General features: G+C 28.6%; 21 protein-coding genes. 17 read left to right on the forward strand and 4 right to left on the reverse strand.

Annotation, left to right across the window (positions count from 1 at the left end; translation table 11 throughout):
• Position 1: 1 nt before the first annotated feature.
• The 8 genes from GBG18_RS01915 (at position 2) to GBG18_RS01950 (ending at position 6,317) form a co-directional block, all read left to right on the forward strand.
• On the forward strand, positions 2–337 hold the full coding sequence (locus GBG18_RS01915) for a biopolymer transporter ExbD (protein WP_373279281.1): 336 nt from the start codon (positions 2–4) through the stop codon (positions 335–337).
• 3 nt (positions 338–340) lie between these two features.
• Positions 341–1,078 carry a TonB C-terminal domain-containing protein gene (locus GBG18_RS01920; RefSeq protein WP_152187880.1) on the forward strand — a complete coding sequence of 246 codons (738 nt, stop codon included), beginning with the start codon at positions 341–343 and terminating at the stop codon, positions 1,076–1,078.
• A gap of 2 nt (positions 1,079–1,080) precedes the next feature.
• Positions 1,081–2,352 carry a Tol-Pal system protein TolB gene (gene tolB / locus GBG18_RS01925; RefSeq protein WP_152187882.1) on the forward strand — a complete coding sequence of 424 codons (1,272 nt, stop codon included), beginning with the start codon at positions 1,081–1,083 and terminating at the stop codon, positions 2,350–2,352.
• Positions 2,353–2,404: 52 nt separating this feature from the next.
• On the forward strand, positions 2,405–2,971 hold the full coding sequence (locus GBG18_RS01930) for an OmpA family protein (protein WP_152187884.1): 567 nt from the start codon (positions 2,405–2,407) through the stop codon (positions 2,969–2,971).
• A 4-nt stretch (positions 2,972–2,975) separates the two neighbouring features.
• Positions 2,976–3,968 carry a tetratricopeptide repeat protein gene (locus GBG18_RS01935; RefSeq protein ID WP_152187886.1) on the forward strand — a complete coding sequence of 331 codons (993 nt, stop codon included), beginning with the start codon at positions 2,976–2,978 and terminating at the stop codon, positions 3,966–3,968.
• 22 nt (positions 3,969–3,990) lie between these two features.
• Positions 3,991–4,530, forward strand: coding sequence for an FKBP-type peptidyl-prolyl cis-trans isomerase (locus GBG18_RS01940; RefSeq protein WP_152187888.1), 540 nt, complete (start codon positions 3,991–3,993; stop codon positions 4,528–4,530).
• 172 nt (positions 4,531–4,702) lie between these two features.
• On the forward strand, positions 4,703–5,632 hold the full coding sequence (gene fabD, locus GBG18_RS01945) for an ACP S-malonyltransferase (RefSeq protein WP_152187890.1): 930 nt from the start codon (positions 4,703–4,705) through the stop codon (positions 5,630–5,632).
• Positions 5,625–6,317 (forward strand): 5'-methylthioadenosine/adenosylhomocysteine nucleosidase, encoded by a 693-nt coding sequence (locus GBG18_RS01950; protein ID WP_152187892.1) that lies wholly within the window; start codon positions 5,625–5,627, stop codon positions 6,315–6,317. Before fabD ends, GBG18_RS01950 begins: the two co-directional genes overlap by 8 nt.
• Positions 6,318–6,373: 56 nt before the next feature.
• Here GBG18_RS01950 and GBG18_RS15270 read toward each other — a convergent pair whose 3' ends face one another.
• From GBG18_RS15270 to GBG18_RS01970, 4 genes are read right to left on the reverse strand one after another with little or no spacing between them, the layout of a single operon-like run.
• Positions 6,374–6,655, reverse strand: coding sequence for a hypothetical protein (locus tag GBG18_RS15270; protein ID WP_193311049.1), 282 nt, complete (start codon positions 6,653–6,655; stop codon positions 6,374–6,376).
• 58 nt (positions 6,656–6,713) lie between these two features.
• A complete protein-coding gene (locus GBG18_RS01960) occupies positions 6,714–8,858 on the reverse strand; it encodes a YjbH domain-containing protein (RefSeq protein ID WP_152187894.1) in 2,145 nt (714 codons plus the stop codon).
• Positions 8,842–9,756, reverse strand: a complete 915-nt coding sequence (locus GBG18_RS01965) for a Wzz/FepE/Etk N-terminal domain-containing protein (protein ID WP_152187895.1) — start codon at positions 9,754–9,756, stop codon at positions 8,842–8,844. The genes GBG18_RS01960 and GBG18_RS01965 overlap by 17 nt, the downstream gene beginning before the upstream one ends.
• A 1-nt stretch (position 9,757) precedes the next feature.
• Positions 9,758–12,358 carry a polysaccharide biosynthesis/export family protein gene (locus tag GBG18_RS01970; protein ID WP_152187897.1) on the reverse strand — a complete coding sequence of 867 codons (2,601 nt, stop codon included), beginning with the start codon at positions 12,356–12,358 and terminating at the stop codon, positions 9,758–9,760.
• Between the two features lie 265 nt (positions 12,359–12,623).
• Between GBG18_RS01970 and GBG18_RS01975 the strand changes: the two genes are divergently transcribed.
• From GBG18_RS01975 to GBG18_RS02015, 9 genes are all read left to right on the forward strand, one after another.
• On the forward strand, positions 12,624–12,959 hold the full coding sequence (locus GBG18_RS01975) for a MarR family EPS-associated transcriptional regulator (RefSeq protein WP_152187898.1): 336 nt from the start codon (positions 12,624–12,626) through the stop codon (positions 12,957–12,959).
• A complete protein-coding gene (locus tag GBG18_RS01980; protein WP_152187900.1) occupies positions 12,960–14,384 on the forward strand; it encodes a mannose-1-phosphate guanylyltransferase/mannose-6-phosphate isomerase in 1,425 nt (474 codons plus the stop codon). It abuts the gene before it with no gap.
• Positions 14,377–15,741 carry a phosphomannomutase/phosphoglucomutase gene (locus tag GBG18_RS01985; protein ID WP_152187902.1) on the forward strand — a complete coding sequence of 455 codons (1,365 nt, stop codon included), beginning with the start codon at positions 14,377–14,379 and terminating at the stop codon, positions 15,739–15,741. Before GBG18_RS01980 ends, GBG18_RS01985 begins: the two co-directional genes overlap by 8 nt.
• The gene (locus tag GBG18_RS01990; RefSeq protein ID WP_226898686.1) at positions 15,734–16,207 is read left to right on the forward strand and encodes a GDP-mannose mannosyl hydrolase; all 474 of its coding nucleotides are present in this window, start codon (positions 15,734–15,736) and stop codon (positions 16,205–16,207) included. The genes GBG18_RS01985 and GBG18_RS01990 overlap by 8 nt, the downstream gene beginning before the upstream one ends.
• A gap of 14 nt (positions 16,208–16,221) precedes the next feature.
• Positions 16,222–17,343: a GDP-mannose 4,6-dehydratase gene (gene gmd / locus GBG18_RS01995; RefSeq protein WP_152187904.1), complete on the forward strand. Its 1,122-nt coding sequence runs from the start codon at positions 16,222–16,224 to the stop codon at positions 17,341–17,343.
• A gap of 87 nt (positions 17,344–17,430) precedes the next feature.
• The gene (locus GBG18_RS02000; protein ID WP_152187906.1) at positions 17,431–18,483 is read left to right on the forward strand and encodes a GDP-L-fucose synthase family protein; all 1,053 of its coding nucleotides are present in this window, start codon (positions 17,431–17,433) and stop codon (positions 18,481–18,483) included.
• A 173-nt stretch (positions 18,484–18,656) separates the two neighbouring features.
• Positions 18,657–20,501, forward strand: a complete 1,845-nt coding sequence (locus GBG18_RS02005; RefSeq protein ID WP_193311050.1) for a uridine kinase — start codon at positions 18,657–18,659, stop codon at positions 20,499–20,501.
• Positions 20,498–21,178, forward strand: a complete 681-nt coding sequence (locus GBG18_RS02010) for an HAD family hydrolase (protein ID WP_152187910.1) — start codon at positions 20,498–20,500, stop codon at positions 21,176–21,178. The genes GBG18_RS02005 and GBG18_RS02010 overlap by 4 nt, the downstream gene beginning before the upstream one ends.
• Positions 21,175–22,245: a class II aldolase/adducin family protein gene (locus GBG18_RS02015; RefSeq protein ID WP_152187912.1), complete on the forward strand. Its 1,071-nt coding sequence runs from the start codon at positions 21,175–21,177 to the stop codon at positions 22,243–22,245. The genes GBG18_RS02010 and GBG18_RS02015 overlap by 4 nt, the downstream gene beginning before the upstream one ends.
• Positions 22,246–22,250: the final 5 nt, after the last annotated feature.

Genomic DNA, 22,250 nt, shown 5'->3' on the forward strand with positions numbered 1-22,250 from the left:
TATGCTAGTTCTACTAGCAATTTTAATGGTAACTGCACCTGTAATTAATTATGAAGAATCAATAAATCTTCCTCAAGGAAGTAAATCAAAACAAGTTTCAGATTTCAAAAAAATTGATATTCAAATTGATAAAAATAGAGTAGTTATTATAAATAAGAAAAAATACGATATTGCAAACTTCCCGGATAGTTTTTTACTATTTGTTAATGGTAAAGATAAAAATACCCCTGTACATATTAGAGCAGATAAGTCATTGAAATATGATGATATTATTTTTGTTTTAAAATCAGTTAAAGAGTCTGGATTTTTTAAAGTTGCTTTAGTTACAGATGGCTAATCTATGCAAAAAAAATCATCATTTTTAATATCTGGAATAGTATCTTTTTCTTTTTACATTCTTCTATGTTTTTTAGTTATTTATTACATTTCTTCACCTCCTGTAAAAAAATACACTACTCAAACAAAAGTTACAGTTTTAGAACTTGATGTAATAGTTGAAAAAAGCGATAAAAAAAGAATAGAAAAAAAAGAAGATAAAAAAATAGAAAAAAAAGAAGAAGTAGTTGTTGAAAAGGCTGCTTCAGTAGCTGCTGAGAAAAAACCTGATTTAAAATCTTTATTTGCAAATGTTAGTACAAAGTCAGCAAAAGTTGCAGAAAAAGAAGTAAATAAAGTTGTTAAATCAATTGATCCTAAAAGATTTAAATCAAAATTTGAAAAACAAAAAAAATCCTCAAATGTAAAACTTGATAAATTACTAAATGATAAAAAAACAACTACTAATGTAAGTAGTTCAAGTAAGAGTAAAAGTAAAGAAAGTGACGAATACTTTTCACAAGTTTCTTCTTTACTTGATGTATGGGTTCCCTTAATTAGAGAAGATGGACTTATGGCAACAGTTCTTGTAATAATTGATCCAAATGGAAGATTTGATTATAGGTTTACTAAATATTCAGGAAATAATGACTTTGACATTTCTTTAAAAGCTTTTTTAGAAGAACAAAAAAGTATAATATACCCAAAACCTAAAAAAAGAAAAAAAGTTCAAATAAATGTTGATTTTAAATCAAAAGGATAAATATGAAAAAAATAATACTAATTACAATATTTCTAATAAGTTCAGTTTTTGCAGCAGTTGATGCAAAGCTAGAGATCGTTAAAAAAGCAAATACTCTACCAAAGATTCTTATTTCAGTTGCAAGTGACACAGCAGAAATTTCTACACTAAGTCAAATTAAAAATTTACTTTCTAAAGATTTAGAAATTAGTGGACATTTTGAAGTATTAAATATTCAACATAATAGAAATTATAATGAACTTCCAGATTTAAATACATTATCAAATGAAAATGTTGATTTATATTTAAATTTATCGGCAGTTAAAAATGCAACTGGAGGATATAGTTTATTAACAAAATTATATGATATTAATGCTCAAGCTATGATCTTAGAAAAAAGTTTTACAACTTCTAGAGAAAATAGATTTCCATTTTTAGCACATAGAACTGCAATATCAATTAATGACCATTTTAAAGCTCCAAGTATTAAATGGATGGATAAGTTTGTGATTTATTCTGTATATAATGGTGCTGGAAAAGCTAATATTATGATTGGTGATTATACTTTAACGTATGAAAAAACAATTGTACAAGGTGGTTTAAATATCTTCCCTAAATGGGCAAGTAAAGATCAAAAAAGTATTTATTATACATCATATAACTATGATAGACCTACATTGGTTAAATTAAATATTTTTACTAGAGATAAAAAAGTTATTATGAGTTCAGATGGAATGATAGCTTGTTCTGATGTAAGTGATGATGCTTCCAAGCTATTAATTACTGCTTCACCTTCTGGTCAACCTGATATTTATTCTTATGATACTAACACTGGTAAAAAAACTAGAGTTACAACATATAGTGGTATTGATGTTAGTGGACAATTTATTGAAGATGATAGTAGAATTGTTTTTGTTTCTGATCGTTTAGGAAGTCCAAATATTTTTGCTAAAAGTATTAACTCAAGAGGTGTTGAAAAGCTAGTTTATCATAGTAGAAACAACTCTTCTGCAACTTCTTATAAAGATAATATTGTGTATGCAAGTAAAGATAGTGATAATGAATTATCTGCAAAATCATTCAACCTTTATCTTATGTCAACAAAATCAGATGATTTAAAAAGATTAACATCAAGTGGAATAAATCAATTTCCAAAGTTTTCGCCAGATGGAGAATCACTTTTATTTATTAAGTCATTTAACGGTATTAGTTCAGTTGGTATCATTAGATTGAATTTTAATAAGTCTTACTTATTCCCTTCTAATAATGGTAGAATTCAATCAATTGATTGGTAATTAAGTTATGATTTTGTAAAATAAGTGTAATTTTTAATTTAAGGATAAATTTATGAAAAAAATTAGTATTTACTCTTTCTTAGTTGCATCTGTTCTTTTTACAACAGGTTGTAGTGAAAAAAATGTTGACATGACTGTTGACAATACTCCAAAGCAAGTTGTTGATAATTCAGAATCAGCTTTAAACACGATTCCAGAAACAACAATCAATGAAATTACTGATGGTTCTTTCTCAATGGCTGGTGAAGCTGATAACGGTGTTTACTATATAATTAATGGTAAAAAAGTATTAATTGAAAATGTATACTTTGGATTTAACAAGTATGACTTAACAACATCTATGAAAGATGTAGTTATGAATAATGCTAATAAATTATCTGCTGTTAACACTGCTTCTACTATTAAAGTTACAGGTAACACTGATGAATGGGGAACTGATGAATATAACTACGCTTTAGGTTTAAAAAGAGCAAAAGTTGTAAAAGACGTTCTAATTAACAATGGTGTAAATGCTAACGTTAGATTAGTTACATTAGGTGAAAGCAACCCAACTTGTACTGAGAAAACTTCTGCTTGTTGGCAAAAGAATAGAAGAGTAGAGCACGCTCTTACTAAATAATTCTATGAATAAATATATTTTATCTTTTTTAATCATTAGCACATTAGCTGGAGCCGAAGAGGTTTCAGTTTTTGGAGCTGGTGATTTAAATGCTAAAAACCCTTATGGATTGAACTCTTCTGAAAAATATATTCTTAAGAATCAAAAGAAATTAAACACACTAACTTCTAAAGTAAGTGATGTTAAGTTATTGATTGATTCATTAAATAAAAGAATTGAAGGCTTAGAATCAATTTATGAAGGTGACTCTTCAAAGTTAAATTCAACAGTTTTAAAAATGAATGAAATTATTAAAAAAGTTGATTTATCATCTGATATGGCTACTAAAAATAGTACAGACACAGAAGAAATCAAAAATGTTTCAGAACAACTTTTAAATATGAAAGAAGAGACTGACAAAGAAGTTAAAAAAAGTATTTCTACTTTAAAACGTGCAGTTTCAAAACTATCTAAATTAGTTAATAAAATCAATTCTCAATATATTTCAGAAGATGAATTAAAAACTAATATGAATCAGTTTGTTACAAGAGCTGAATTTGAAGCATTAAAAAAAGCTGTTGGAGTTAAATCAACTTCAACTTCAGCAACAACTTCTACTGTTAATGTAGAAAAGAAATCTGATGAAATTGATCTTTCTGATAAATCTAGTTTATCTGAAAGTGCAAAAGAAGATTTTAAAAATAGATATTTTACAAAAGCAATTCCAAAATTTGAAGCGCTTGTCGAATCAAATTATAAGCCAGCTGAAGGTAATTATTATCTAGCTGAAATGTGGTATGTAAGAAAGAAATATGATCTTGCAATAAATCATTTCAAAAAATCTGCTATTCTTTATGATCAAGCAGCTTATATGCCTACATTATTATTGCACAGTGCTATCTCATTTGAAAAAACAAAAGATAAAGAAAATGCTAAAAGCTTTTACAGTACTTTAATAGATCTTTATCCAGATTCATCTGAGTCTAAAATAGCCAAGAAAAATTTATCAAAATTATAAAAAATTATAAAAAGGAACATTTATGTCAAATAAAGTTATAGGTATAGAATATAATCTTAAAGATGCTAAAACTGGTGATCAGTTAGACACTAATTTAGGTCAAGCACCTTTAGAATTCATTACAGGAAAAGGTCAAATTATTCCAGGTTTAGAAGCAAAAGTTGAAACAATGACTGCTAACGAATCTGCGGATGTTTTAGTTGAACCAAAAGACGGTTACGGTGAGTACAATGAAGAAGCTGTTCAAGTTTTACCAAAAGAGCAATTTGCTGGTATTGAATTAGCTGAAGGTATGTCATTATACGGAACAGGAGAACAAGGTGAAACTGTTCAAGTTTTAGTTAAATCATTTGATGACAAAGAAGTTACTATTGATTATAACCACCCAATGGCTGGTAAAACTTTAATGTTCTCTGTTACAATTCTATCTTTAAGAGATGCTAGTGAAGAAGAAGTTCAAACTGGTGTTGTTGGTGGAATGGCTGCAATGAGTAGCGGATGTTGTGGTGGTGGTTCATCTGAAGCTGCACCTGCACAATCTGGTGGTTGTGGTTGTAATTAATAGTTGCTAGGTTAGCAAAATATTTAATTGATTACAAACAATTACCCCTTTTTTGCCCGAGTGTATTTATACACTTGGGCAAAACTATTTTTTAGGGTTATGAAATTTAACTTTAACAAATAGTTTTGAAATAAACTACAAATTTAAAAATTTAATTATACGAGGTATTATAATGAAAAAAGTTGCTTTTATTTTTCCAGGACAAGGTTCACAAACTGTTGGAATGGGGAAAGATTTTTTTGAAAATAGTGATATTGCAAAAGAAATGATTTCAAAAGCTAGTGAGCGTTTAGGAATTAATTTTGAAGAATTACTATTTACTGAAAATGACAACTTAGGTAAAACTGAATTTACTCAACCAGCAATTTTACTTGTAAGTTCAATTGCAAATGCAATTTTTAAAGATAAGTACGATATCCAAGCTGAATTTGTTTTAGGACATTCACTAGGTGAATTTTCAGCATTAGTTGCTGCTGGCGCTCTTGATTATTTAGATGCAATAGAATTAGTACATAAACGTGGTTTATTTATGCTTGATGCTTGTTCAAACGGTGGTGCTGGAATGATGGCACTTGTTGGAATGGATGATAAAGCAGTTGAAAATATTTGTGAAGAGCAAAGAGAAGCTGGAAAACAAGTTTGGCCAGCAAATTACAATATGGATGGACAACTAGTACTTGCAGGAATCAAAGCTGATTTAGAATCATTAGTTGACACATTTAAAGAAGCAGGGGCTAAAAGAGCTATTGTTTTAGATATGTCTGTTGCATCTCATTGTGAGTTATTAACAGCTGCTGTTGAGAACTTAAAACCATATTTAGAAGAGTATTTAAAAGATGAATTCTCAGCAGTTATTTCAAATGTAACAGCAGAAGCTTATACAATGAAAGATGAAGCAATAGAATTATTATCATCACAACTTACTTCACCTGTAAAATACAAACAATCAATCTTGGCAAATACAAACGTAGATGCATTTATTGAGTTTGGAAATGGTGCTGTATTAAAAGGTTTAAATAGAAAAATTTGTAAGCAAATCCCTACATTAAATGTAAGTGATTTTGCATCATTAGAAAAAACAATCGAGGCATTAAATGACTAAATTAGCAATTATGGGAGCAATGGAAGAGGAAATAGAACCTCTTTTAGCCCACTTTACAAATGTAAACGTAGTAGAGTTTGCAAATAATAAATATTATGAAGTTTCACACAATGGTTTAGATATTGTAATAGCTTATTCAAAAATTGGAAAAGTTTTCGCAAGTTTAACAGCAACAACAATGATTGAAAAATTTGGCTGTGATACTTTACTTTTTTCAGGAGTTGCAGGTGCGATTAATCCTAAGCTTAAAATTGGTGATTTAATAATTGCAGATAAATTATGTCAACATGATTTAGATATTACTGCTTTTGGACATCCAAATGGTTTTGTTCCAGGTGGAAGTGTTTTTGTAGAAACTTCAAAAGAATTAAGAGAAATTGCAATTGAAGTAGCAAAAGAAAATGACCTAAAAGTAATTGAAGGAACAATAGCAACTGGTGATCAGTTCGTTCACTCTACTGAGAGAAAAGAGTTTATTGAATCAACTTTTAAAGCTGATGCTTTAGAAATGGAAGGTGCAAGTGTTGCTGTAATATGTGATGCTTTAAATGTACCATTTTTCATTTTACGTGCTATTTCAGATTCTGCTGATGGTGGAGCTGATATTGATTTTGATGAGTTTTTAAAATCAAGTGCAGTTAATTCTGCAAATTATTTAATCAAAATAGTTGAAAAATTGATTTAGTAGTTTAAATAAAAGTTAAAAAATAAAGGGGAAGAATTTAGTTTCTTCCCTTTTTTTTAGTGATGAGAAGTAGTTGAACTATCACTAGAAGCTGCAACACCTATTGCTACTGCTGATACTACTGCTGCTGCGATACCAACACCTACACCAACACTAACACCAGCTACTGCTCCTACACCCGCTGCTGTTCCTGCTGCTGCACCTGCACCCGCCGCTGCAGTTGTACCTGCAGTTGTTCCTGTAGCACCAGCTGCTCCAGCACCTGTAGTTGCTACTGCTGCATTAGCAGAAGCTAGTGCAAGTGAAATCGATAATAAAATCATAGATAGTTTTTTCATTCATTTTCCTTTTTTTAAATTATTTGAATTATATCATATTTCTTGTTACTTTTCTAAATTATTCTTTAAATCTTTGAATATTTTTTTTCATTATACTACTATTATTCTCACCATTATTCATTGGAAAAAGACTATAATTTGGACTTGCGTATTTACCAACGTCTCTTGTCCATGGACTCAATCCATAATTTAATATAGATTTAATATTTTTATACGTGAATACCTCTAATGGAACTTTTAGATATATACCTTTATCTATATAACCTTTATTTGATTCACTATCAAAAACTTCATCACTATTTGTAATAGTTGCAAAAACTCCTAGAGTAAACTCTTTGCTATGTCTTGATATATCTATTTTTACACCTTTATCACCTGCTAAGAATTCTCCAACTTTTAATCCCATATGAAGATCATATTTTGGTGATACTAAAGCATATAAATTCAAAAACTTAGCATCATAAGTTAGGTCATCATAAACTGCTAACATATCATCTACATGTCGTTTGTACATATACTGATATTGAAGCCCAACACCAAATTTCTCATTATAAAAAGTTTTATACCATTCTAAATCTAATCCAGCAAAGGCAAAATCCATATATCCAAGTTCGATTTTTGCTAAACTATTTAAGGGGGTATTTGTCATATATCCAAGAGTAAGCTTTCTTAGTTGTGTTCCATTATATTTATAGTAATCAATCATATTTGATCTAATAGACAAGTCATTTGTTTCTAAAGCTTCATCTGTTGATATTTCATCAATATCATTGTAAAGTGGATGTTGTATCATACCTACTGCAAAAACTCCAGGAGATGGATTGTATTTTAATTTTAGGCTTGCTGATAATTTTGTTGCAAGAGGTTTATCTTGATTATTTAAATATGTTTTAATTACAGGACTAATATTATATGAGAAAACTTTTTCGTTGTATTCTTTTGATCTGTAAACAGTTTTCTTTTCTTCTCTAAACTCTTTATACATTTTATCAACACTTTTTGTAAGTATTAAGGCATTTTGCATATATTCATTACTAACTTTTTCATTTTCAAAAGCATCATATTCTTTTCTATTTACTTTGAAAGTTTTTACAGGAGTATTTTTTTCCTTTAAAGTAGCATAAATAATATCATAATTTTTTGGTGCAACTTCGTCAACAGTTGATATAGCTCTTCCTACAGCTTTTAAGTCACTGTTATATCTAGGATTGTCAAATTCTAGCCAAACTTTATTTTTATTTACAGAGGCTCTTACATTAGACATTTTTTCAGCTGCGACTTCATTTGCAAGTTTTTCACTTAATTGTTCTTCATTTAAATTCTTATATTCTTCTAATTTCTTTTCATTAGCTTTCCATTTTGGATCAGGAAGTCTAGGAAACATTGCATTTCTTGAAAAACCAAATTGATAAGCATATCCAAATGAGATTTGATTTCCTCTTTGAAAAGATAGGCTTAGATTTGAATTATCATTGAAAGCATATTTAGCACCAAAATTTATTTTTGAGTCTGGCAAATCATAGCTACCTCCATTTGTAAAAGGGTTAGCTCTAGCTTTTTCATAATCAATAGGTGAATATTCAGACATAATCTTTAAATTTGGTGTTGCATTAAAAATTACACTTCCAAAAGGTTTTCCACCATCCCAACTCAAATCTTTCATAAAGTTAAAAGCTGTGTTATCAGAACTTCCACTATTTGAACTAGTTGTAGCTTCTACAGAACCTCCACCAAGTCTTCCTTTTGCATATCCAAGTGTAAAATCAAAGTATCCAATCTCTTTACCTAAAGCGACATACTTTGATGTATAAAGTCCAGTTCCCCAAATATCATCACCGCCAAATACTACACTTGGTAAGTACTTTTTTTCTTCTTGCAATATTAATTTAAAACTTAATGATTTATCTTTGTAATCACCATAACCTGAATTTTCATCAAAGCCATCAACTCCATCGATTTCAGTCATATGAAAGTTTATTTCTAAAAAAGGTAGCGGTGTGATAGCTACTCCATAATATGTATATGGTTTATCCTGATTTAAAAAAAGTCTCATAGACCAATCAGGCATAATTCTAGTATTTGGTGTTTCAAAAATACCTGTATTTCCAGAATAGTTTGCAGTATCATTTTTTGCACTTAATGTAAGTGCTGATAATACAAGAGGAAATAAAATAGTCCCTAAGGGTTTACTTTTTTTCATCATTTCTATTACTTCTAATAAATTCTAAGAAAAAAGCCATAAAAATACCTAAAATAATAGATGTTACAAACGATACAGTTAAAATAAGCGCTCGTTTAGGATTTGTTTTTTCTTTGATATAAGCAACTCTACTATCTGTAAGTTTTGAAACAAAGTAGTAATCATTAGCAAGAGAGAATACTCTTTTTTGCATAAGTGCTGAAAGAGATTTACTAAGCTGTTCTTTTAATGAAACATCATATGTGCTACTTAACTCTTTTTTATAATAATCTATTTGCTTGTCTATTTCTTTCATATCTTGGAATTTTATTTTTGATATTAATTCTTCTAAATAAATATCTACAAGCTCTTTTGCAAGAAATCTATCTACGTGTTCTGCACTTAGAACTATAAGACCAGATTTTTTGTCACTACTTAATGATAATATACTATTTAGTGATTTATTTGTTGAAAATATAAGTTCTTCTTTACTTATTATTTTATTATTCTTTTCTTTTTTTGAATAAAAACTATCAATACCCATTGCAAATACTAAGTTTTGAGGATTTGCAAGTTTATCGGCTAGATTATATTTTTCAATTAACAGTTTATTAAATTCATAATCTTTCAAGGTAGTTTGCATCATAGTAAATGGATCTTTTGAGTTTCCTCCACCTAAGGATACACCAGCAAGACTAGCTAAACCAGCTAGTCCTCCACTTGCTGATTTGCTTTCACTTTGAGGTGCTAGAATAATTTCTGATTTATATGAGTTTGGAATACTTAGTACATAAAATAAAGTCAAAAGAACTACAATAAAAGAAAAAGCTGCAATTTTGTATTTATATCTTAATATTGTATTGAAAAGTTCTCTTAAATCTATTTCATCTTCTTCTATGAATTCTTGATTGGTGTTATTCATATTATATTCCACCTACTGTCTTAAGTGATGCAGCAGTAATTGCTAGGTTGTAAAGTATAGATGTTACATCTTTAGCAAATGCAATATCTGAAATTGTATCTATTCTTAAAGGTACTACAACTGTATCGCCTTTAAATATATCATTTGAATTTCCCCAAAAATAGTCATTTTCAATTTTTCTTGCTTCACCATTTGCTTTTACAATATAGATATAATCTTCATCTGCAAGTTCTGTAGCACCACCTGCTTTTTCTAGATAATCTTTTGCATCGCTTTTTCCATCATAAACAAAAGTATTTTGATTTAATACTTCACCTACTACAGATATAGTGTCATTTATTGCAGGTATAAATAGAGTATCTAGGTTTTTTAATGTTAAATTATGAGGTGAGTTAGCAAATCTATTTAAATCATGATATAAATCTAAAGATACTCTTCCTATAGGCTTCTTTGTATCTGCTTCTTTTTCTAATTGTGTTACTGCAATAAGCATATTTTGTTTACTTTTTTTATCTTCACCTGCTTCATTTGCCATAGCATTTGCTTGCATTGCTTTTGTTTTTAATCTATCTAGACTTTCCTCTAATCTTTTTATTTGAAGTTTTCTTACTTCATCTCTTGTGAATACACTTCCTTCTACAAATGCATATTTTGTAAATCCACCTGCACGAGCTAACACGCTAGATAGTTTTTCACCTTCAGCAATACTATATTTACCTGGATATTTTACTTCACCTTTTAATTCTACATATCTTTTTTCATTCCAATTTTCTATTGCAAAAATAGTCCACTCATCATCTTCAAAAATTGGAAGCTTTAAGTCAATAGCTTTCTTAAGATCTAAACTTAATATAGTTCTGATTCGCTCATCACCTTTTACTTCATATCTTGCAAGTTCACATCTTGACATCAATGTTTTCTTTGTTAATCCACCTGAAAGTTTGATAAGATCATTTATTGTTGTGCTTTTTGAAATATTGTAAGTACCTGGTATAAAAATCTCACCTTTTATTGTTGCTCTTTTTATTTCATTTGTTTGCTCAAAATCAAAGAAATTAATTTCGTCATATGGTTTTATTTCAAAGTTTCCATTTGTTTTTATATCAACAAAATGTGTAATCTTTTTATTGTTTTCTATTCTTGTAACTTGCACTTTTGTTTTGTCAGGATTTAATGCTACTCTTTCTTCATCAACTTCTTTTTCAGTTTTAAAATTAACTATACTAAATAAATCTTTTGCCTTTAATCCTTCATAAAAATCATATTTACGATTATCATCACTTACTATTTCACCATTAGCATATATATAAGCGATTTCTTTAAATTCTGATTTGTTGTATATTATTATTTCATCACCACTTTTGAGAACTATATCTTCCTTCATAGAAAGAACATTTTTTAAATTAAAACTTCTTGAAATGTCTAGATTTTTAACAAGTGCATATTCATAGTTTGTATCTACTTTGAAGAAACCATTTTTACCAAATATTTTTAGCTCATTATTTAATAAAGTAGAAAGTTTATTATCTTTTGGAAGTTCTTTTTCTCCTGGAATTAAAACATTTCCAGAAATTTTTACTAGGTTTGCATTTTGTGCACTTAAAGCAAATATTTCAATTTCATCACCATTTTCTGGCTTCATTGAATACAGTTGATTTACTGAAAGAGTATATACTTTAATTGTATTGTTTTTATATCTTTTTAATTTAATAGCGTTTTTATTAGCTTTTGCTTTTAGTCCTGACGCAAAGTTAAAAAGTGTTCTAAAAGATTCATCATTATTTAGTTCATAAATTGCTTGATTTTTTACTTCACCTTTTATAGTGATTTCTTTTTTTACTGAATTAACTATTATAATATCACCACTTTTAAGTACTATATCAGAACTATTGTTTCCATATCTTACTAAATTATATAGATCAAATGTTTTAATAATTTTACCATCTCTTTTAATTGATATATTTCTATATGAACCACTAGGTAAAATTCCTCCACTATTTATCAGTGCATCTTTTATAGTAGAAAAAGAAGAAAGATTATAAAGTCCTGGTGCTTTTACCAGTCCAGAAACTGTAACTTGTATAGATGTAAATTCAGATATATTTATAAGTATATCTGTAGAATTTGGATAAGCCTTTTTTATTTCATCAGTTATTAGTTTTTTTGCTTCATAAAATGATAATCCAATCAGTTTAAATTCACCTGCTTGCGGTATAGTAATATTTCCATCTTTGTTTATATTTAAGTTGAAACTTTCGCTTACTGCTCCAAAGATTGTAACAGATAGTTTATCACCATAGTTTAATAGATAATTTTTTGGTGTAGGTATAGAGTAGGGATCTATGTCGTTTTTATTTTGAAAAAATTGTGAAGCATATCTTTGCAGAATAATCTCATCATTTTCAATCTCATCATTTTCAATCTCATTTTTAATAATTTGTTGTTTTTTAACAATCTGTTCTTCTTTTGAAGTAGAAGATAATGCTTTTTTTACATCATCTTGTGTATATCCTGCACTTTGTAACAATTGCAGTTGAGCTGGTGTTGGTTCTGCTGAAAATAAACTCAAACAGAATATAGAGACTAATATTAAAAACTTCATAGCTAGGTATCCTTTTGTAAATTGTCGTGATTTTATCTAAATTTATAAAATAAAACACTTAATTATCTCTGAATTTTAATTTAAAAATAAAAAAAGTCCGATGCTGGTCCGATAGAAAATATTTTATTATTCAAAATTTGTAGCTTTTTTCAAGTATTTTTATTATTTAAAAATAACTATTTTTAGTATGTTCAAAGTTTGAATAGGATAGAATTACACAAAATTTATCAAGACCCCCCAACTTTTTTATCAAAGGAAGATTTTATTGAATCAAGAAATTGAGCTAGAAATACTTAAAAATATCACAAATGCTAAAAATCAAAAATCTATTGCAAATGAAATAGGACATAGTGTAGGTAAAGTAAACTATGTATTAAAAGCTTTGATAGAAAAAGGTTTTATCAAATCAGAAAGATTTTTAAACTCAAATAATAAAATCCAATACAAATACTTACTAACAGAAGATGGTATAAAAGAAAAGATAGATATCACAGATAAGTTTATCAAAAGAAAAAAAGAAGAGTATGAAGAGCTTCAACGTGAGATGGAAAGTTATAAATCGCAATATTCGTATGCTAAAAGTAAAGAGGGAATTAATTAAATGACAAACATAATCCTATGCGGAGGCTCAGGAACAAGACTATGGCCAATCAGTAGAACACTTATGCCAAAACAATTCGTAAAACTATTTAATAACGAGTCATTATTCCAATTAACAGTAGAACGTAACTCAAAAATCTGTGATACTCAATATATAGTTTCAAATGTAGAACAATACTTCTTAGCATTAGATCAACTTGAAGAATTAAATAAAACAAATAATAAATATCTACTAGAACCAGTAGGAAGAAACACAGCACCTGCAATTGCATTAGCTTGTCTAGATCTTCCTTATGATGAAATAGTTCTTGTAACTCCTTCTGATCATCTTATAAAAGATGAAATAGAATATGCAAAAGTATTAGATCAAGCAAAAGAACTTGCTCTTGAAGATAATCTTGTTACTTTTGGAATTACTCCACAATTTGCAGAAACAGGATTTGGATATATTGAAGCAGAAAGTATTTACCCCACTCCTGCTTTAGCATCGGGGGCATCGCCATTTAGTGGCAGAGATGTAAAAGCCTTTCATGAAAAACCAAATAAAGAAACAGCAGAACAATACGTAAAAGCAGGAAACTACTACTGGAACTCAGGTATGTTCTGTTTTAAAGCAGGAGTATTTTTAGATGAATTAAAAACATACTCTCCAAAAATATATGAAACTTCAAAAACTGCCTATGAAAATGCAAAAAATGAAGGCATTGTTAGAATTACGCATGAAGATATGAGTAATATTCCAGAAGATAGTATAGATTATGCTGTTATGGAAAAATCTAAAAAAGTAAAAGTTATACCTTCTGATATTAACTGGAGCGATGTTGGAAGCTTTGATGCACTATTTGAAGAACTACCAAAAGATAAAGATAATAATACTTTAAACCCAAATCATATTTCAATTGATTCAAAAAATAATTTAATCTATGGAAATGAAAGAAAAATAGCAACAGTAGATATCGAAGATACTATTATAGTTGATACTGGAGATGCACTACTAATATCTAAAAAAGGAAGTTCTCAAAAAGTAAAACAAGTAGTAGCCCAGATCAGAAAAACTACACAACTTCATAATATTCATCTTACAGGACATAGACCTTGGGGAACATATACAGTTCTAACAGAACAAGAAGGCTATAAAGTAAAAAGAATAGAAGTAAAACCAGGTAAAAGACTAAGCTTGCAAAAACACTACCATAGAAATGAACACTGGATAGTAGTATCAGGAACTGCAACAGTAACAGTTGGAAGTGAAACTAGATATGTAAGACCAAATGAATCTACATATATCAAAATGGGAGAACTTCATAGATTAGAAAATGAAGGAAAGATTCCTGTGATTTTAATAGAAGCTCAAGTTGGTGAATATACTGGTGAAGATGATATTGTTCGTATTGACGATGATTTTAAAAGGAATACTAATGCCTAAAAGTATATTTAGAGAGTATGATATAAGAGGAATATATCAAAAAGAGTTAAATGAAACAACAGTAAAAAAAATAGCATACTATTTTGCACAAGAAGTAAAAGCAAAAACACCAGATGCTGGATATATTTCGGTAGGATATGATGCAAGAACTCACTCAGAGCAATTATGTGAATGGTTAATAAGTGGTATTAATAAAGCAGGTTTAAAAGTTCTAACTATGGGACTGGTTGCTACTCCTGTAAACTACTTCTCAAATTTCACTAACTTTGAAGATAAAAAAACATCTGCATCTATCATGATTACTGGATCTCATAATCCTCCTGAATATAATGGTTTTAAAATTACTATAGATAAACAACCATTTTTTGGTGAAGATATTTATGCTTTAGGTGATACAGTAATACAAAGTGATATTACAATAGAAGATAATATAAAATCAATTGATATCAATGCAAAAGAACAATATATTTCTTATATGATTGAAAACTTCTCACACTTACAACTTCAAGATAAAAAGTTTATCTTTGATTGTGGAAATGGAGCTGCTGGTTCAGTTCTTCGAGAAATATTAGATGGACTTAAGTTAAATCATAAAATTATATTTGAAACACCAGATGGTACTTTCCCAAATCATCATCCAGATCCAAGTGATGCACATAATCTAATCGATATTAAAAAAGAACTAGATACTAAAGAATATGCTTTAGGATTTGCTTATGATGGTGATGCAGATAGAATAGCAGTACTATCTCCTAAGTATAACTTTAAAGGTGATGTGTTAGCTATTTTCTTTTCTAGATTTATAGATAATCCTACAGTAATTGGTGAAGTAAAATGTTCACAAGTTATGTATGATATTATAAATACATACGGTACTGCTATTATGTATAAAACAGGACATTCAAATCTAAAAGTAAAAATCAAAGAAACAAACGCGTCATTTGCAGCAGAAGTATCAGGACATCTGTTTTTTAATGATAGATACTTTGGTTATGATGATGCTATTTACTCAACACTCCGAGCTTTAGAACTTTTACATAATGGTTTTAACTATGATGAAGAGTATGAAAAACTACCACAACTTTTTTCAACAGATGAAATAAATATAAATACAACAGAAGAAAAAAAGTTTAAAATAATAGATGATTTAAAAGAAAAACTTTCAAATCCACCAAAAGATTTTCCTTTAATAAAAGAGATAATAACAGTAGATGGAGTAAGAGTAGTATTTGAAAATGGTTGGGGATTAGTAAGAGCTTCTAATACTACTCCTAAATTAGTTACTAGGTTTGAAGCTGATACAAAAGAGAATGCTTTACTTTATCAAAATGTATTGTTGGAATTAATTAGTGAGTAGTATTCTTTCAATGCAGCAGTTTGAAACAGTTGTTAATTTAGCTCCACTAATATCTATAGATTTTATAGTAAGAAATAGTAAAAATAAAATATTACTGGGAAGAAGAATAAATAAACCAGCAAAAGATTTTTTATTTACTATAGGTGGAAGAATATACAAAAATGAGAAAATAGAGAATGCAAAGACAAGAATATTAAATGATGAGTTAAACTTAGAGTTTAAAGATTTAAATCCAAAGTTTATTGGAATATTTGCACATTTTTATAAAGATAGCTTTTGTGATGATAATATATCAACACATTATGTAAACTTTGCATATGAGATAGATATATCTTATATGCAAAACTTACCAAAGAATCAACACAATGATTATGTATGGTTAAGTTTAGATGAGCTTCTTAATTCAGAAGAAGTTCATCAATACGTTAAAAATTACTTTACAAATAGTAATTGTAATATTAAATAATAAGGAATAAAAAAATGGCAGAACAGAAAGTAGCACTAATAACAGGAATCACAGGACAAGATGGATCATATCTTGCAGAATTTCTACTAAAAAAAGGTTATATAGTACATGGATTAAAAAGAAGATCGTCAATGTTTAATACAGACAGAATTGATCACCTTTACCAAGATCCACATGTTGAAAACCGAAACCTTATTTTACATTTTGGTGATATGACTGATTCTATGAACTTAACTAGAATTATCCAAGAAACTCAACCTGATGAAATCTATAACCTTGCAGCTATGTCTCATGTTGCTGTATCTTTTGAAACTCCTGAATATGTTGCTAATGCTGATGGAACAGGAACACTTAGAATCCTTGAAGCTGTTAAATTATTAGGTTTGACTAATAAAACTAGAATATATCAAGCATCTACTTCTGAACTTTATGGAAAAGTACAAGAAACTCCACAAAGTGAAACTACTCCTTTTTATCCAAGATCTCCATATGCAGTTGCAAAAATGTACGCATACTGGATTACTGTAAATTATAGAGAAGCATATGGAATGTTTGCTTGTAATGGTATATTGTTTAATCACGAATCGCCAGTTCGTGGTGAAACTTTCGTAACTAGAAAAATTACTCGTGCTGCTTCAAAAATCGCACTAGGATTACAAGATAAACTTTACCTTGGAAACTTAGATGCAAAAAGAGACTGGGGACATGCAAAAGATTATGTTCGAATGATGTGGATGATTTTACAAGCTGATGAGCCAGAAGATTGGGTTATTGCAACTGGACAAACTACAACAGTAAGAGACTTCGTAACAATGGCATTTAAACACGCTGGTATTGAATTAGAATTCAAAGGAACTGGTGTTGATGAAAAAGCATATGTTGTATCTTGTTCAAATCCTGATTATCAAATCAAAGTAGGAACAAATGTAGTATCTGTTGATCCAAAATACTTTAGACCTACAGAAGTTGATTTACTTTTAGGTGACCCTACAAAAGCTGAAACAAAACTTGGTTGGAATAGAGAATATGATTTAAAAACATTAGTAAATGATATGATGCAATCAGATCTTAAACTAATGACAAAAGATGTTTACCTTCAAGATGGTGGATATAAAACATTAAGTTACTTTGAATAGGTGAAAGGCGTTAAGAAAAAGTGAACTGCTTCACTTTTATAGACTTGGAACTGGAAATTATATGCCAAAGGCATAATTGGAGGGATAATGAATAAAAATTCTAAAATATATATAGCAGGACATAGAGGTTTAGTAGGTTCTGCAATAGTGAAGAATCTTACAACAAAAGGTTATACCAATCTAGTTTACAGAACACATAAAGAACTGGATTTATTATCTCAAGTTGATGTAGAGAATTTCTTTAAAACAGAACAGCCAGAATATGTAATACTAGCAGCTGCTAAAGTTGGTGGTATTGTTGCAAACAATACCTATAGAGCTGATTTCATATATGAAAACCTTCAAATTCAAAATAATGTAATTCATAATGCTTATAAATATGAAGTTAAAAAACTTCTATTTTTAGGATCAACTTGTATCTATCCTAAAATGGCACAACAACCAATGCCAGAAGATTGTTTATTAACTAGCCCTTTAGAATATACAAATGAACCCTATGCTATTTCTAAAATAGCTGGTATAAAAATGTGTGAATCATATAACTTACAATATGGTACAAACTTTATATCTGTAATGCCTACAAATCTTTATGGACCAAATGATAACTTTGATTTAGAAAAGTCTCATGTTCTTCCTGCTTTAATTAGAAAGATACATTGTGCAAAACTTCTAAATGAAAAAAAATATGATGAAGTTATAAAAGATTTAAATGTAAATTCTATTGAAGTTGCAAAAACATATCTAGAAAGCTTTGGTGTAAATGAAAACTCTGTAGAAATATGGGGATCAGGAAAACCAAGACGAGAGTTTTTATACTCTGAAGATATGGCTGATGCTTGTGTGTTTCTTTTAGAAAATAGAGATTTTAAAGATACTTATGAAAAAGATTCAAAAGAAGTTATAAATACTCATATCAATATTGGTACTGGTGTAGATATATCTATCAAAGAACTTGCACTGTTAATTCAAGAAGTTGTTGGATTTAAAGGTGTGTTTACTTTTAATGACACTAAGCCTGATGGTACTATGGTTAAATTAACTGATCCTTCTAAGCTTCATGGTTTAGGTTGGAAGCATAAGGTTGAACTTAAAGATGGGGTTCGAGCTATGTATAAATGGTATTTAGTTGGAAAACTATAGATATGATAGTGGAAAATAAATATAGAAAGAATATTTTGATTTATGCAATTTGTATTAAATTAATAATATTAATATTATTTTCATCTGAATATAATGATTTACTTTTTTATTCATTTTTAACCTCAATATCATTTGAAAACCTTAATCCTTGGCAATATTATATTGAGAATAGTATGAATCTAGAATCATTCCCATACCATGGGTTGATGCTTTTTTTACTTGCACCTTTTGCTTTACTAGGAGAGATTATTGGGATGGGCGAAATACTGATAAAAATTCCTTTACTTATATCTGACGTAGGAATTTTATTTGTTCTTTTAAAGCTTTTCCCTCATAAAGAAAAAAATATTTACATGTATTATTTTTTAAACCCTATAATACTTTATTCTACATATATTCACTCTCAATTAGATATAATTCCCACAGCTTTGCTTTTTGCAAGTGTTTATTTTTTGGCTCTACAAAGACTAAAAATATCTGCATTATTTCTAGGCTTTGCACTTGCTACAAAATTTCATGTTATCATTGCTTTGCCATTAATTTTGTTTTATCTTTATAGAAAATTTTATTTTAAGAGTATTTTAACATATTTAATAATTTCTATTTTAGTTTTTATCACTTTTGATTTACCCTTTATTTTTAGTGATGGTTTTATTCATATGGTACTTTTTAATCCTAAACAATCACTACTTTTTGATACTTTTTATCTTATAGGTTCAGTAAAGATACTACTTCCTGTAGCTGCTATTTGTATGGTTTATTTTCACTTTTTTAATCAAAATAAAGTCAATGATGATTTATTGTTCTTTTACTTTGGGCTTCTCTTTACTGCTACTATATTCTTCATCTATCCTGGTCCTGCTTGGTATGTGTGGATGATTCCATTTGTAACTATCTATTTTATACAAAATCAAAATCAAAGTAAAACGCTCATTTTATATGGTGCTTTTTCTTTTACATATCTTTTATTTTTTATATTCTTTTATAAAAGTGAATATCAAGATATGTTATTTTTAGGTAAGGTAATAGACTTTAAAATTCATAATGAAAATTTGCAAAACCTATCATTTACATTATTAGAAGTCACGCTATTAGCGATTATGTATGCATTTTATAAGCATGGTATCAAAAGTAATTCTATTTATAAAAAACAAACGAACCTAACTATTGGTATTGGTGGAGATAGTGGAGTTGGTAAATCAACACTTATTAAAAATCTTGAAAATATATTGGGTGATAAACTGATTCAATTAGAAGGAGATGGTGAGCATAAATGGGAAAGAGGAGATGAAAACTGGTCAAACTTTACACATCTTGATCCAAAAGCAAATCATATACATAAACAAGCAGAATCGATACTAAGACTCAAAAACAATCAAGAAACTTATAGAAATGAGTACGATCATTCAACTGGTAAGTTTACAGAAGCTTTTAAAATTACACCAAAAGAGTTTATAGTTATAGCGGGACTTCATCCATTCTACCTGCCAAAACTACGAAAGAACATAGATCTTAAAGTATATATAGACACTGATGAAACACTAAGAAGACATTGGAAAATCATCCGTGATACTAAAAAAAGAGGTTATTCAGTAGAAAAAATTATAGAGCAAATTGAGACTCGTGTTGAAGATGCTAGGAAATATATCTATCCACAAAAAGAGTTTGCAGACTTAGTTATCAAATATTTTTCACTAGAAGAATTTAAACTGGGTGATAAATCTGAAATTATAAACCTTGGCTTAAAGATAACTCTAGATGCAAATATTCATATAGAAGATGTATTAGAAAGATTAGATGTAAAAGCTGATTGGGACTATAATGAAGATTTACAATCTCAATATTTAATTTTAAAAGATATACCAAAAGTAGGTTTTGAGGATATAGCTATAGATACTATTGAAAATATAACAGAGATTATACCATCAGGAATAATCTGGAGTAGTGGATATGATGGATTACTAGAGCTTATATCTTTAAAAATGATAAGTGAAAAACTAAAAGAGGAAAATAGATGAGATATAAAGGATTATTATTAGATATAGACAATACTCTATATGGGTATGATTCAACACACAAAATTGCAAAAAATAGTGTTCTAGATTATTGTAATAGTAAATTTAATCTTACAAACACAAGTATTGAAGAAGCTTATGATATAGCTAGAAAAAAAGTACATATAGAGCTAAGTGAAACTGCATCTTCACACAATCGACTTTTATATATTCAAAAGATGTTAGAACATCTAAATATCAATCCACTTGAACATACTCTAGATATTTATAACATTTACTGGGATACTTTTTTAGAAAATATGAAACCATTTGATGGAGTGTATGAATTATTAGAGATGTACAAAGGTAAAATTTGTTTAGTTACAGACCTTACTGCACATATACAGCATAGAAAAGTGCAAAAGTTAGAATTAGATAGATATTGTACAAAAATAGTGACAAGTGAAGAGTCTGGTCGAGAAAAACCACATCCTTATATGTTTATGTCTGCATTAGGAAAGCTTGACTTAAAAGCAAAAGATGTCTGCATGATAGGAGATAGCTTAAAGAAGGATATTGTTGGAGCATCTAGTTTAAACATAAAATCAATTTGGTTAAATAGTGATAAAAAAATAGAAAACTATGATAATACTTTAGTTCAAGAAGTAAAAACATTTAATGAAATATTGGAGTTGGTATGAGTGAAATAAAAGATTTGGTTGAGATATCAAAGTATGCAGGTGAGAGATTTGATCTAGTTCAAGCTGGTGGTGGAAATAGTTCTGTCAAATATGACAATGATGAAATGATTATCAAAGCATCTGGTTTTCTGCTTAGTGAGCTAGGTGAAAATAATGGATACTCTAAAGTTGTAACGTCTAAAATAGCATCTATTGTAAAAGATCAAACTATAATAAATAGCAAAGATAAAAGAGAAAGAGAGTCTTTAACTTCACAACTTGTAAAAGATTTTACACTAGACAAAGAGAATCGTCCATCAATAGAGACACTTTTACACTCATTTTTACATAAATATACTCTTCATACTCATCCTATTGTAGTCAATATGATAGTGATTCAAAAAGATTACAAAAATATACTAAAAAGTATTTTTAAAGATAAAAGCATAGCAATAGTTGAGTATAAAACTCCAGGAATAGAACTAGCTTTAGCTCTTGATACAGAGTTATCTAACATTGAAACAATTCCAAACATCATATTTTTACAAAATCATGGTTTGATAGTTACATCAAATCATAAAAATGAGATAAAACAGATTACAGAAAATGTAATAACAAAAATATCTAAATATCTAAATATAGAAATGGATAGATATAAAATGACAAATAGTATCACATATCTTTTAAATGCTATAGAAAAAAATTCAAACATCTCATATTTAAGCGAAGATATTTATTTAAATAATAAATTAAACACAAATAAAGAACTATTTTTTAATACACCATTTTGTCCAGATAGTTTAGTTTACTGTGGGATAAGTTGTTGTGAAATAGAAAATCTATTTGATATCGAAAGTTTACAAAACTATAAAGAAAGATACTTTGAACTACCAAAAGTAATAAGTTATAAGCACAATCTGTTCTTCATAGCTCAAAATATAAAAAAGGCAAAAGAAATAGAAGAGGTTTTTAAATTTCATATAATGGTTTTAGAGAAAAATAGGAAAAGAGATAATAGTTTTTTAGAGATGAAAGAATTAGCATACCTCAGTAATTGGGAAGCTGAAAAATATAGACAGAAAGTATAGGAGAT

It is taken from the genome of Poseidonibacter ostreae, from assembly GCF_009208075.1.
Lineage (GTDB): Bacteria > Campylobacterota > Campylobacteria > Campylobacterales > Arcobacteraceae > Poseidonibacter > Poseidonibacter ostreae.